This is a genomic window from Cupriavidus sp. PET2-C1 (genome assembly GCF_054515855.1).
Genome location: NZ_CM137260.1, coordinates 223611 through 237031, shown reverse-complemented (window position 1 = coordinate 237031; position 13421 = coordinate 223611). Strand labels below are relative to the sequence as shown.

Here is a 13421-nt window from a genome sequence, read left to right as displayed (position 1 = left end):
GGGTTGAACTTTATGGCAGAGCCGGCCGTCGATGTGATGAATCCGTCGGATAAGTTGTTCAATTTTATTGATCTATATTTTGAGGCACCAGGCGATGCGCCACAGACGCCACGCCGCGCGAGACTCACAGCCGTAGCGAGCGCACAGCCGCCGCGATATCGGCAGCGGCGTTGACCACGACCTGCTGATAGCCAGCGACAACGCCATCCACGCCACCCGGCGCGGCCAACTCCGCCCGTGTGTGGCCCACCGTCACCTTGCCATCGGGCAATCGGCGCACGGTCCAGTTGACGATGGCGCTGACGCGTTCGTCGATCTGGGCATCGATCTGCACCACTTCCGCGCTGACGCGGTAAAGCGGCTCCGCGCCGGACCTGCCATGCTGGTAGGCATCGACCGCGCCCAGGCTGGCCTGCAATCGCTGGGACAGCGCGTCGCGAAACTCATCCGGCAGCGATGCCGACCAGCGATCCTGCGCCAATAGCCTGAGCCTGCCATTGCCGTCGCTCAGGACAAGATTGACCCGGTTGACGCGCTCCGGCACGCGAACGGGCACCACTTCGATCCACACAGGCGCCGCGGCCTGGCTGGGCGCTGGCGTGGCCGCCGGCAGCGACAACGTGTAGTACCGCGCCTGCGGCGAAGCACAGCCGGCCAGCGCAGCAGCGGCAAAGGCGATCACCGCGCCCGCGGCCAGCCGCGGCGGATTGAAGCGCCTCACCATGGTGCCTCCTGCCCCGTCTTGCCGCGCACCACGGCTTCCGGGTGCCCTTCCAGATAATCGGTCAAGGTGCGCAGCGAGATGGCGGTGCGCGTCAACTCCTGCAGCATGCGGCGCGCGTCTTGCTGCATCGGCGCGTTTGCGTCGAGCGCGCCATTGGCCGCCTGCAGTGTCTGGTGCGCGTCCCGCAGCACGGTGGCGACTTGCGGCATCACGTCGCCATTGACCTGGGTCACCAGCTTGTCGGCGTTGCTCAGCATCTTGTCCAGTGACGCCATCGTGGTCCGGAGGTCCTGGCCGATCTGCTCAAACGGCACCTTGTCCAGCTTGGAGACGATGTCTCCCAACTTGGTCTGCAGTTCGTCGAATGCCCCGGGTATGGTGGGGAGCTCGGGCACGGGGGTGTCCAGGCTGAGCTTGACCGGTGGCGCGTTAGCGAAGAAATCAAACGCCACAAAGACCTGGCCCGTCAGCAGGTTGCCGGTGCGCAGCTGCGCCCGGAGGCCGCGCTTGTTCAGCACATCGGCGATGCCCCTGGCGTGGGGCTTATCCGCGAGGTCGCGCGCGGATAAGCCAATGCGGGAAGGATATAGCTCCACGATGACGGGCATGCGGAAGGCCTTCTTGTCGCGCTGGTATTCGATCCCGATGGATCGAACCTGGCCCACCGCGATGCCGCGAAAATCAACCGGAGCGCCGGGAGACAGGCCGCGCACGGACTGGTCGAAGTAGAGCACGGCCAGCGTGGGCGCAAGCTCGTCGGCGGCCTTGAAGGCGTTGGCCTGGTCGCTGGCAAGCATGAACTGGGTGTTTTCTCCTGCCACCGCGGCAGCCTTGGCATCGTCCGGCGCCTGGAAGGCAACGCCACCGAGCAACATCGTGGCAAGCGACTGCGTGTTGAGCTTGAACCCACCCGAGTCGAGCTTGATATCGACGCCGCTGGCGTGCCAGAAGCGCGTATCCACGGTGACCATCTGGTCATAGGGCTTGTTGATGAACACCCGGACGGACAGGTCCCGGCCATCGGGATTGAGCCGATAGGCCACCACCTGCCCGACCTGCACACGCCGGTAGTAGACCGGAGAGCCGATATCGAGCGAGCCAAGGTCCGCGGCGCGCAGCACGAACTGCGTGCCGGAGGCATCGGTGGTGACAACAGGCGGTGCTTCCAGCCCGGTGAAGGCGCGTCCGCGCACCGCGGACCTGCCGGCGTCCACGCCGATATAGGAGCCGGACACCAGCGTCTCCAGGCCCGAGATGCCAGAGCCGGCGATCCTCGGGCGCACCACCCAGAAGCGGGTGTCCTGGCTCGAGAAACTCTCGGCGTCGCTGGTCAGCTCGATAGTCGCGACGACATGCGAGCGGTCCGGCGCCAGCCGCAGTGACTTGACGAGGCCGATATCCACGGCCTTATAGCGCACCGGGGTCTTGCCGGGGATGAGTCCATCGGCCGTGCGGAAGCTCACCGTGACCGTTGGGCCGCGCTCGGCCAAGGTGTGGATCAGCAACGACAGCGAGATCACGGCAGCGGCAATGGGGACCAGCCAGACGAGCGAGGGTATCCAGCGCCCCCGCTGCCGGCGCTCCGGCCCGGGCATCGGCGGCTGTGGTGGCGGCGGCAAGGTGGAAGAAGGCAGAAGCGGCACGGATGCCTCAGGGTCGGACATGACTTGCATCCAGCGAATCCCACAGCAGGCGTGGGTCGAAACTAAGTGAAGCCATCATCGTGAGCACTACCACGGCGCCGAAGGCAATCGCCCCGCCGCCCGGAACAATGGTCGCCAGCGCCCCGGCCCGTACCAGCGAAGCCAATAGCGCGACCACGAAGATGTCGAGCATCGACCAGCGTCCAATCAGCTCAAGCAGGCCATAGAGGCGGGTCTGCTGGTGGATGCGCCAGCCTGAGCCCAATTGCACGGAGATCAGCAACAGGGTTAGGATTGCCAGCTTCAAGAGCGGCACGACGATGCTCGCGATCAGTACGATGATGGCGAGCAGCCTGGCGCCCGACATCCACAGATAGATGACGCCGGAGAAGATGGTGTCGCGCTGCGTGCCGAAGATGGATTGCGTCACCATCACCGGCAGCAGGTTGGCAGGGATATAGAGCATGTAGGCCGCCAGCAGGAAGGCCCAGGCGCGGGTCAGGCTCTGCGGCTTGCGATGATGCAAGATGGCGCCGCAGCGCGGGCAGGGTTCGCCCGCCAGATCGCGCGGGCTGAGCGCGGCGCAGGCGTGGCAGGACAGCAGGCCCAGCGAGGCCGCGGTCGTGGCGGTCGTGGCGGTCGTGGCGGTCGTGATTGTCATCGTGGCGTTTGCTCCCCCGGGTACCGCCAGAGGTCGCGCGGGTCAAAGCAGAGCATCACGGCGAGCACGATCATCAGCGCAGCGAGCGACCACAGCGCAACGCCCGGCAGCACCTGGGCAATGCTCGAGAGCTTCGCCAGCGTGACCAGCACGCCGATCATGAAGACTTCGAGCATGCCCCACGGCCTGGCCTGCTGGATGGCGCGGACGAGACGACCGAATCCCGGCGGCACCCGGCGCCGGGCCATCGGGGCCAGCAGGTAGAGCAGCATCAGCATCTCGGCCAAAGGAAACAGGATGGTGGTCGCGAACACCAGGATCGCCACCGGCACCATCTGGCCGGTCGAGAGGGCCTGTATCGCGCCCCACAGCGAGGTCTGCGAGCGCACGCCCTTGAGATCCATCTCAACGATGGGACAGGCACCCGAGAGAATGAAAAGAACCAGTGCGGTCACCACAAGCGGCAGCTGGCGGTGATAGGCGCGCTGACTCTGGCGATACAACATGCCGCCGCAACGCCGGCACAGTGCGCGTTCGCCCTCGGCGAGACCAGCTCGCTGATGGACAGCGTCACAGTATTTGCAGGCGACCAGGTGCGCGAGGCTCGCTGGGCGAGCCGACACGTCTTGCTTTGTGAACGGGGGCATGACAGTAGCTCGCAGGCGCAAGGCAGACTCGCGCATCGCAAAGAGATGCGGCATGTGTTGTCCTCAACTACGCGGATCACGGCATCGCCAGCCACTGCGCCATCTGGCCAGCTATCCAGCCGCAGCCAATGCAGAGCACCACCCATGCGACGACAATGGCGGCACAACTCCTGAGGTCCATGACTCAGCTCCGGCGGATACCGCTTGCTGCCCAGCTTAAAGCCAGCCGGCAAGCGTGACGCGTGGCGGCGACGTGGTCACCGGAGTTGTTCCACGAGCGCGTCCGCGCCTTTGTCGATGCCGGTCTTGGACGCAGTCAATGCGCCGAAATTGGCGACAACGTTCATGGCATTCGGGTATTGCTTGGTGATGTACGCCTTGAGAAGCCGATTGCTCTGCGCATCGAAGATCTCGACGGCATAGATGACATAGCCCGTCATCGCGCCCTCTCGCCCCCGGATTGCCTGCACCCCGTTGTAGAGCCCGCCAGCAATGTCGAAGCGCAACAACGGCCCGAGGACAGGTGTGGTGGCACTCGCGCCGGTCAATGTCAGCTTCAGGCGCAAGGTGTCCCGGGCCGGGCTGTTCACGATCGCGAAGCGCGTTTTCAGTTTCTCGGCAAATTGCGATTGCATGTAGCTCGCGAGCGCGGTTTTATCGTCAGCCGACAGATCGTCGAACTGATGGTCGCGGCCTTTGTAGATCTCAACCGGGTCAACGATGACTGAGGTGTATTTCCGCCAGTCCACCGCCGTCGCATAGCTATACGGCATGCGCTCGGCTTCCTCCTTGGCGTTGGTTGTCAGCACGGTTGACGATGAAATGCCGGAATAGGCCACGGGCTTTGTGCTCGCGCAACCGGCCATGACCACGGCAAACAGTGCGATCAGCAGGAGTCGGTTCGTTGTATTGGAGGCGAGCATTTGAAATCCCTTCATTGATTTGCCGACGGACCACGTTCGCTATGGAATGGCGGTCAGAGGCCATTTAGTGGATGCGCCATGCTTGTGAATCCAAGCGATGGTCGACTCTGGTTCTGTTTCCTGGACTGTGAAGCAGCCCCCTCCCCGCTGCAGACAGGCGCACGCATCCACAGCGCCAGAAAGCGCCGGTGTTTAGCGTGATCCACGGAAGAGCAGGACGGTGACGTAGCGAGAGCTGCCTTGCGACGCAGTATAGCGTCTCGCAATCAATTTGCAAACAATACAGTCGGTTTGTTTTTTGGAGCCAACGGGTGACCGAAGACAAGCCAGGGAGGGAGGCCGGCGACCTTCCCTAACCAGGTTAGGTCCGCAACAACGCACTTGAGATGGATTGATCGTTTAAAATGGCGCCGCGCTTGACGAAGTCCTTGCGATGGTCGTGCAAGCGCGGCACTTGTTGAGTACCTCGACAAGCAGGCGCAGCGCTGTGCAGCCGCTTGGTCATGAAACGGCCGGCCAACCAACCGTTTCCTTGCACGGCAATGTCCTTCTGGCAAGGTGATGGTTGTCATCAGAACGCTCACCGATTGACCAATCGGTGCCTCACATCAAAGGAAACTTGACCTGTCGCTGCAACCATCCGTTCGACGCGATTTGCTGCTCCTGTGGTTTTCTATTGCCGCGGTTGCGCTTGTGCTGGGCTGGCTGCTGCTGATACTCAGCCGCCAAGGCGCTGGCCCTCAGATTGCGCATGCGCGCCGACTCACCTCGACCAGTTGCCAAGCGCTGCAAGCGGGTGCGGCACGTTTCCCCCGGCAACTCGCGTCCGCGGACGATCGGCCCCAATCCATGGCCCCGGCAGCGGCACAGGCGGTGCTCGACCTGGCGCTGCGCGACCAGCCGGGCATGGAGGGCGGCTTCTGGCGCGCGGATGCGGGTGTGGTGGCCTACGCCTTCCCGACCTACGACGGCACGGGAATCAAGCGCGATCCACCGAGTGCCGAGTTGGAGCGCATTGCTTCCACTGCCCAGCGCGCGCAGGATTCCGCAAGCCTGGTGACAGACGTTCGGCCGGGTCTGCGCGAAGCCGTGGCTTTCGCTGCCTGCCCGGTGGAGACCGATGACCGGCGCCTGATCGCATGGACCCTGATGCGCGTGCCGCTATTGGCTGCGGAAACGGTCAACACCTTGATCCTCGCGGTGAGCCTGCTGCTGGCGCTGGTCGTGGTGTCCGGCGCATGGCTGGGCTGGATGATTTCGCGTTGGCAGCGCCAGTCAGCCCATCTGCGAAGCCAACTGGCCCAGTCCGAACGCCTGGCCACGCTGGGGCGCGTTTCCGCCGGGCTCGCGCACGAGATCCGCAACCCTTTGGGAACGATGCGCATGAAGGTGGAAAACGCGATGGCTGCGCCGGCCGACCTGCGCGAAGCCCGTGTGGCTAGCGCGCTGGAGGCCGTGCTATCGCAAACGGCGCGCCTGGAGACGCTGGTGTCGAGCCTGCTGGCGTTGACGCAACCGTTCCGCGCGCAGCGCCAACCGGTCGACCTGCCGGGCTGGCTGGAGGAGCGGCGCAACGCCCATGCCGACGCCGCGCAAAAGCATGGCATAAGAATCACACTGGCGGTTGAACCGGGGCTGAGCGCCGACACAAAGGGGCTTGCGCTGTTCGACCCGGCACAGATGGCGCGGGTCTTTGACAACCTGCTGCTCAATGCGGTGGCGCACACGGAGGCACTCGGCGAGATCGAGCTCGGTGCGCGCCGCACGCACCGTGGCGCATTGCTGTTGTGGGTGGCGGATGATGGCGCCGGCATTCCGGCTGACTTGCGCGATACGCTATTCGAGCCTTTCGCCACCACCCGCGCGGGAGGCACTGGCCTGGGACTGGCGCTCGTGCGCGAGATCGTGCAGGGCCACGGCGGACGGGTCGGTCTCGCCGAGTCGGCCAAGGGAGCGCACATAGAGATGGAGCTGCCATGGCCCGAATCCTGATCGTCGACGATGACGCCGCGTTCCGCGACAGCCTTGCAGAAGTGCTGCAGGACCTGGGTCATGCGGTGCTGCAGGCCGAAGCCACCGATGCGGGCCTGCACAGGCTGCGCACCGAGGACGTGGATGCGGCCATCGTCGACCTGCGGCTGCCGGGAGAAGATGGCCTGGCGTTCCTACGCCGTGCGGCGCGCGTCTCGCAGGTGCCCTGCATCATGCTCACCGCCTATGCGAGTGGCAGCAACACCATCGAGGCGATGCGCCTTGGCGCGTTCGACCATCTGACCAAGCCCGTGGCCAGGGCCGCCCTGGTCGAAACGCTCGAGCGGGCCTTGCGCCAAGAAGCCCACACCCCAGACCAGCATCAGGCTGCCGGGGCATCGCCTGGCGCAAGAGAGCCCGTGGATGGCACCGAACTGGTCAGCAGCAGCGAGGCCATGCGCCAGGTCTTCAAGCGCATCGGGCTGGCCGCGAACACCGATGCCACCGTCTTGATCCTTGGCGAGACAGGGACGGGCAAGGAATTGGTGGCGTGCGCCTTGCATCGCAACAGCGGTAGAGCCGCCGGCCCCTTCGTCGCGGTGAACTGCGCCGCGATCCCGGCCGAACTGATGGAAAGCGAGCTGTTCGGCCATGTCAAAGGGGCATTCACCGGTGCCGTCAATGAACGCATTGGCCGCTTCCGCGAGGCCGATGGCGGCACCCTGTTCCTCGACGAGATAGGCGACATGCCGTTGTCCACGCAGGCGAAGATCCTGCGGGTGCTGCAGGAGCGCGAGATCACCCCCGTCGGCGCCAACCGCGTCCTGCCCGTGGATGTGCGAATCGTCGCGGCCACACACCGGGACCTGCCCGCCGCGGTCCAGGAGGGCCGCTTCCGGGAGGACCTGTGGTACCGCCTGCAGGTGGTGCCGCTGTGGCTGCCACCACTGCGTGAACGACTTGGCGACGTGCTGCTGCTGGCCGAACACTTTCTGCGCCTGCTCGGCGGCGACTCGCCCAAGCGACTGAGCGCGGCGGCGGCTCGACTGCTGCTGGCCCATCCCTGGCCCGGCAACGTGCGCGAACTGCGCAATGCCATGGAACGCGCGGCCATCCTCAGCCACGGCCCCGTCATCGATGTCGAACACATCGGATTGCAGGCGGCGGCTGCGCCTGCCCCGGGTCTGGACATTGACTGGGACGGCCCGATGGAGGTGGCCGTCGCCCGCGTGGAACGCGAAATGATCGTGCGCGCCCTGGCGGCGACGGCCGGCAACCGCGCGGAGGCGGCGCGGCGTCTCGGCCTGTCTCGCCAGCAGCTCTATCGCAAGCTGGCCGAGTTCGACCTGGACTGAACCCGTCGCACGCAAGCCGGTGTCCGATTCCGCGACACCCTGGCGTCACTGGAGCGGACAGTCCGCGACGTCCGCTGCGCACAAGTCGTTGATTTCATTGAAGCGCCACTTGGGCATGGTGCTTGCGCCACAGGTTGGGTGTATTTCCCCAACCCAAGGAGCTTCGCCATGTCTACGCATTTCATCGCCACGTCTTCTGCTGCGTTCGCATTCGGCTTGTGCAGCCTGAGCCTCCATGCCATGCCGCCCGGCCCGGCACCCGATCTGCCCCCGGCACCGCATGAGCGGCTGGACGCCCGCGGCCTGATGGGCCAGTACGCGGTGGAAGGCCAGGTCCAGCGGATGCTCACCAATCCCTACGGTGAGGTTGACGGACTGCGCCTGAGCGACGGAACCATCGTCAAATTCCCGCCGCACATGGCCGATGCGCTCACAGCCACCGTCAAAGTGGGTGACACCGTCCGCATCATCGGACGAACGGAAGCGCGGGGCACAATCAGGGCCGACGCCATCGTCCACGCCGGCAGCGGGCGCACCGTGTACGACCAGCCGCCGCCGGTCGGCGAAGGTCGAGTCCTTCCGCCACACCTGCGCGCCCAGCGTTTGCAGCCCCAGCAGGTGGAAGGCCGCGTGGAGACCGTGCTCACCGGCCCACGCGGCGAGGCCAACGGCGTCATCCTGAGCGATGGCAGCATCGTTCGCTTCCCGCCTGAGAGCCTGCGTCTTTCCGTGCAGACGGGTGCGCCGTTCGCGGCATCCGGACTGGGCACGCGCAATGCGTTTGGTACCGCTTTGGAAGCCGTCAGCATGGGCACCACCCTGTCCGCCCTGCAGCCGCTCTACGACCGCGCGCCGTAAAAACAAGCCCCCCATGCGCCTGGCCGGTGCGGCAGATGCCCGCCTCGGCCAAGCGCAGCGTTCCCATTGATTGGAATCCCCCGATGCCTCCTAAGGTCTTACCCGTCGTCCTGCTTCTCGTGTCCAACGCCTTCATGACGGTGGCCTGGTATGGCCACCTCAAATTCGGAGACCGCCCGCTTTACCTGGTGGTGCTGGTGAGTTGGCTGATCGCCCTGGCCGAGTACTGCTTCGCGGTGCCCGCCAACAGGATCGGTCACGCCATCTACAGCGCTGCAGAACTCAAGACGATGCAAGAGGTCATTACGCTGGTTGTCTTTGCCGTCTTTTCCGTGGTCTATCTCGGCGAGCGGCTCACACTCAACCATCTGCTGGGCTTTGGCTTCATCTGCCTGGGTGCCTTCTTCGTTTTCAAAGGCCCATTGCACTAGGAAACGATGATGGCAACGCTTTTCATGCCCTCGACGCGCGCCAGCTCGCGGAGGTGGCTTTCTGGCCTGAACTTCTTCCTGGCCGACGTCCGTGACGGACTGGGGCCTTTTCTCGGCGTGCTTCTGGCCGGCCACGGCTGGCGAGCCGATGACATCGGCTACGTCATGGCTGCGGGCGGCATTGCAGGCATGCTGGCGACCACGCCGATGGGTGCATGGATCGATGCGTCACGCCACAAGCGACTGCTTCTGGCGGCCAGCACCATCGTGCTCATTCTCGCCACGATGGTGTTGTGGACGGTGCCTTCGTTCGGCATTGCTGTCGGTTCGCAAATCGTCACGGCCGTCGCTGGTGCGTTGATGGGTACCGCCGTCATGGGCATGACCCTGGGCATCGTCGGCCAGAAAGATATGCCCCGGCAGTTGGGCATCAACGAGGCCTGGAACCATGCCGGTAATGTGGCCGCGGCAGCAGTGGCCGGGCTCGCAGGCTACCGCTGGGGGCTCTGGGCCGTGCTCGTGCTGATGGTGCTGATGGCGTGCGCGGCACTCGCCTGCCTGGGGAAGATTCGACCGCAGGATATCGACCACGAACTGGCCCGCGGCGGTGAGTCCGGTCCAATCTCCTCTGCGCGAGACCACGTTCCGCCCCCCTCTTCGCTACGGGCCCTGCTGGATTCGCGCGACTTGCGCCTGCTTGCAGTGACGATGCTGTTGTTCCACTTGGGCAATGCTGCGATGCTGCCTTTGTTCGCGCAAGCGGCCGTCGCTCGCGGACTGGCCGACCCGAGCGTCTTTACGGCAACGACCATCGTCGTGGCCCAACTGGTCATGATTCCCGTGGCGCTATTGGCTGGGCGGTATGCCAACCGCCACGGATATTGGTCGCTGATCATGGCCGCTATGCTGGCTCTGCCGCTGCGCGGCCTGATTGCCGCAGGCTGGGAATCACCCTGGGCACTGATTCCAGTGCAAGTCCTCGATGGGATCGGGGCAGGCCTGCTGGGCGTCGCGTTGCCAGGACTCGTGGCTCGTATCCTGCAATGCACTGGGCACGTCAATGCAGGCCTTGGCGCCGTGATGACGATCCAGGGGGTGGGCGCAGCAATGAGTCCCGCGCTCGCGGGTTGGGTCGCGCATCATTTTGGCTATAGCGCTGCTTTTGTCGCTCTGAGCATCATCGCTGCCATTGGACTCGTCGTTTACCGCTTCAGCATGTCATCGCGGCTGTGCCGAAATGGTCTCGGGATCGTGCACTGAGCACGTGTCCGATTGGACGATGGCTTCCAGCTCCGAAACGATCAAGCTGGACGTGGATCAGGTTGAGGCACGGCAAGCTACAACGACCAAGCACGTGCAAGAGCGCTTCGCGAAGCCTCAACGACAGAATCCTCACGGCGACTGTGCAAGCAAATGAATGTGAGTACACAGTCGAGTTTCGCTTGATCGGCAACGACTAGTCCGTGCGCCTGTTGTTCACGCATGGCAATCGAGTCACGCATGAGTGACAACCCGATACCGGACTTGACCAAGTCAATCATGGACGCCTCCTGATCGACCATGGCGACCCGCGCAGGCTCTACGCCGGTCATGGAGCCCGGGCCGAAGACCGAGGCGAGCAAGCGATGATGGACTGATTGTGGCGGCGTCTTCAGCCACGGAAGGCCAGCTAGTCCGCGCCAGTCCTGGCCATGTATCTTGGCTGCCCAGTTACGCGGTCCTACGACGAGATAGGAAAACTGCAACAAGGGCTGCTGCCAGACATGGCTACAGCTAGCCGTTCCTTGGACCTCACTCGGGCTGGTCAAGTGGAATCCCACATCCAGGTCGCCGCGTTCGACTTGATCAAGTACCGACCCGCTTATTCCATGCCTGAGCTCCACGGCCACATGTGGCGCTGCTTCAGCAAAATGACGGAGAAAGCTACCGAGCCGGATGAACTCCGGATCCAGGATGGTGCCGATGCGCAGGGACCCGCGTAGAGAATTGTTGAGCCGTTGCGTCGCTTGATTCAGCTCAGCCAGGCTCGAGAGAACACGCTCTACCTGGGGCAGCAGCGCCAAACCGTCAAGGGTCAGCTCCAGACCGTGCGCCTTGCGCGCAAATAGACGAAGGCCAGTCTGCTCTGCCATCGCCTTGAGCTGAAGGCTGACAGCAGGCTGAGACAGGTGCATCTGCTCTGCGGCTCGCGACACACTTCCGCTTCGCGCAACCGCCGCGAAAGCCCGAAGCATCTGAAGGTCCGATAGGGGGCGCATATTTGCGGAAATTATATCTCACTTCATTAGAAATCATTGGCCTTTGCTGCATCGGACGGCGACACTTCGAGCACGGACACACCTGGCGGAACAGCGGAAGAGAATACCGCGGCAGCTTTCGGATTGCTTGTTGTTCATGGGTCCGGTTGCTCCATATTGCTCGCCGGGGCGGCAAATATGTGGCCCATTAGCCTCAAAGGCGATATGAGGAGATATAAGAATGAGCGAACTTACATTTGACTACATCGTCATCGGAGGCGGTACTGCCGGGGCCCTGATGGCGAACCGCCTGAGTGCGGATGCTCAAAAACGCGTACTACTCATTGAGGCAGGAACAAAGGATAACTACCCGTGGATCCACATTCCCGTTGGCTATCTCTATTGCATCGGTAATCCCCGCACCGATTGGCAGTTCCAGACCGAACCCGACGCCGGGCTGAACGGACGCACCTTGCGTTATCCGCGTGGCAAAACCCTGGGCGGTTGCTCCAGCATCAATGGGATGATCTACATGCGCGGTCAATCCCGAGACTACGACCAATGGGCTGCGCTCACCTCGGATGACGCATGGAAATGGGAGCACGTCCTCCCTGCATTCAAAAAGCACGAGGATCACTTTGCAGGCCACAGCGAAATGCATGGAGCTGGCGGGGAGTGGCGCGTTGAAAAGCAACGCCTGCGTTGGGATATTCTCGACGCCTTTGCTGATGCAGCCCAACAGGCAGGGATCCCACATAGCAGCGACTTCAATGGCGGCAACAATGAGGGGGTCGGCTACTTCCAGGTGAACCAGAAGAACGGCTGGCGCTGGAACACGGCAAAAGCCTTCTTGAGGCCAGCATGCTCAGCCCGGAAGAATCTTGTCCAATGGACGAGTGCTCAAGCCACCAAGCTAGAGTTCAAACGCGAGGCAGACGGAACACAGCGGTGTATCGGCGTGACTGTCGCCAGAGGCCAAGAGCTGGTGAAGGTGTGGGCGAATAGTGAGGTTGTTCTCTGCGCCGGTAGCATCGGATCACCGCATCTCTTGCAGCTATCAGGTATCGGCGAGCCCGGCCTGCTGCGCGAGCATGGAATCCAAGTCTTGGTCGATCTTCCCGGGGTTGGTGAAAACCTGCAAGACCACCTGCAAATCCGAACCGTTTATAAAATCGAAGGCGCCAAGACGCTGAATCGCCTGACTTCCAGTCTTTGGGGCAAAGCGAAGATCGGGCTGGAATATATGGCGCGGCGTAGTGGCCCCATGAGCATGGCACCTTCACAGCTGGGCGTATTCACCACCAGCTCGCCAGACCAAATCTGGCCCAACATTCAATTCCACGTACAGCCGCTCTCCCTGGAAGCATTCGGTGAACCGCTGCATGCGTTCCCTGCGTTCACAGCAAGTGTTTGCAATCTCAATCCGACAAGCCGGGGAACGGTGAAGCTCAAGAGCCCCGACTTCAAGGTGGCACCGGCGATTTCGCCAAACTATCTCGCGACAGAGACGGACAGGAAGGTTGCAGCTGACTCCATCAGGGTCGCCAGGAACATCGCCTCTCAGGACGCACTGCGGCGGTACTCCCCTATAGAGTGGAAACCTGGAATCCAATTCCAGACGGACGACGACCTCGCCCGCCTGGCCGGCGACATAGCAACGACGATCTTCCATCCCGTCGGAACGACCAAGATGGGCGATGACAAGGACCGGATGGCGGTTCTCGATTCACGGATGCGAGTCCGCGGAGTGGAAGGCCTAAGAGTCGTGGATGCTGGCGCAATGCCAACGATCACCAGCGGCAATACCAATAGCCCAACGTTGATGATGGCAGAAAGAGCTGCTGGATGGATTCGTGATGCAGCCTAGCGCCTAAAACGGTTTCCCCGTTGTCGATTTGCATCCAAACCTGACCGACGCCACCGTACTGCAGATTGGCCACGCGTATGACCAGGCCGGCGGCTTCTCGCGTG

Annotated in this window: 12 protein-coding genes; 6 read left to right on the top strand and 6 right to left on the bottom strand. The window is 63.3% G+C overall.

The features are described 5' to 3' along the window. Positions 1–124: 124 nt before the first annotated feature. The 5 genes from ACX12D_RS21065 to ACX12D_RS21045 all read right to left on the bottom strand — a co-directional run bounded on the left by ACX12D_RS21065 (position 125) and on the right by ACX12D_RS21045 (position 4598). Positions 125–724 carry a PqiC family protein gene (locus ACX12D_RS21065; protein WP_459375465.1) on the bottom strand — a complete coding sequence of 200 codons (600 nt, stop codon included), beginning with the start codon at positions 722–724 and terminating at the stop codon, positions 125–127. Then, on the bottom strand, positions 718–2388 hold the full coding sequence (locus ACX12D_RS21060; protein WP_459375464.1) for a PqiB family protein: 1671 nt from the start codon (positions 2386–2388) through the stop codon (positions 718–720). The genes ACX12D_RS21065 and ACX12D_RS21060 overlap by 7 nt, the downstream gene beginning before the upstream one ends. Next, positions 2375–3028, bottom strand: coding sequence for a paraquat-inducible protein A (locus tag ACX12D_RS21055; RefSeq protein WP_459375463.1), 654 nt, complete (start codon positions 3026–3028; stop codon positions 2375–2377). The genes ACX12D_RS21060 and ACX12D_RS21055 overlap by 14 nt, the downstream gene beginning before the upstream one ends. Further along, positions 3025–3675: a paraquat-inducible protein A gene (locus tag ACX12D_RS21050; protein ID WP_459376618.1), complete on the bottom strand. Its 651-nt coding sequence runs from the start codon at positions 3673–3675 to the stop codon at positions 3025–3027. Before ACX12D_RS21050 ends, ACX12D_RS21055 begins: the two co-directional genes overlap by 4 nt. 257 nt (positions 3676–3932) lie before the next feature. Then, a complete protein-coding gene (locus ACX12D_RS21045) occupies positions 3933–4598 on the bottom strand; it encodes a DUF3313 domain-containing protein (protein ID WP_459375462.1) in 666 nt (221 codons plus the stop codon). An 849-nt stretch (positions 4599–5447) separates the two neighbouring features. On the opposite strand from ACX12D_RS21045, the gene ACX12D_RS21040 reads away from it, so the two are divergent. The 5 genes from ACX12D_RS21040 to ACX12D_RS21020 all read left to right on the top strand — a co-directional run bounded on the left by ACX12D_RS21040 (position 5448) and on the right by ACX12D_RS21020 (position 10473). Then, positions 5448–6590 (top strand): sensor histidine kinase, encoded by a 1143-nt coding sequence (locus ACX12D_RS21040; RefSeq protein WP_459375461.1) that lies wholly within the window; start codon positions 5448–5450, stop codon positions 6588–6590. Next, positions 6575–7924, top strand: coding sequence for a sigma-54-dependent transcriptional regulator (locus ACX12D_RS21035; RefSeq protein WP_459375460.1), 1350 nt, complete (start codon positions 6575–6577; stop codon positions 7922–7924). Before ACX12D_RS21040 ends, ACX12D_RS21035 begins: the two co-directional genes overlap by 16 nt. Before the next feature lie 168 nt (positions 7925–8092). Next, positions 8093–8782 carry a hypothetical protein gene (locus tag ACX12D_RS21030; RefSeq protein ID WP_459375459.1) on the top strand — a complete coding sequence of 230 codons (690 nt, stop codon included), beginning with the start codon at positions 8093–8095 and terminating at the stop codon, positions 8780–8782. A gap of 83 nt (positions 8783–8865) precedes the next feature. Next, complete coding sequence (locus ACX12D_RS21025) at positions 8866–9213, top strand: DMT family protein (protein ID WP_459376617.1); 348 nt, start codon at positions 8866–8868, stop codon at positions 9211–9213. A gap of 6 nt (positions 9214–9219) precedes the next feature. Then, positions 9220–10473, top strand: coding sequence for an MFS transporter (locus ACX12D_RS21020; RefSeq protein WP_459375458.1), 1254 nt, complete (start codon positions 9220–9222; stop codon positions 10471–10473). Between the two features lie 77 nt (positions 10474–10550). Here the strand turns inward: ACX12D_RS21020 and ACX12D_RS21015 are convergent, their stop codons facing one another. Beyond that, a complete protein-coding gene (locus ACX12D_RS21015) occupies positions 10551–11447 on the bottom strand; it encodes a LysR family transcriptional regulator (protein ID WP_459375457.1) in 897 nt (298 codons plus the stop codon). 244 nt (positions 11448–11691) lie between these two features. On the opposite strand from ACX12D_RS21015, the gene ACX12D_RS21010 reads away from it, so the two are divergent. Next, entirely contained in the window at positions 11692–13317 is a 1626-nt protein-coding gene (locus ACX12D_RS21010; protein ID WP_459375456.1) for a GMC family oxidoreductase, read from the top strand. Positions 13318–13421: the final 104 nt, after the last annotated feature.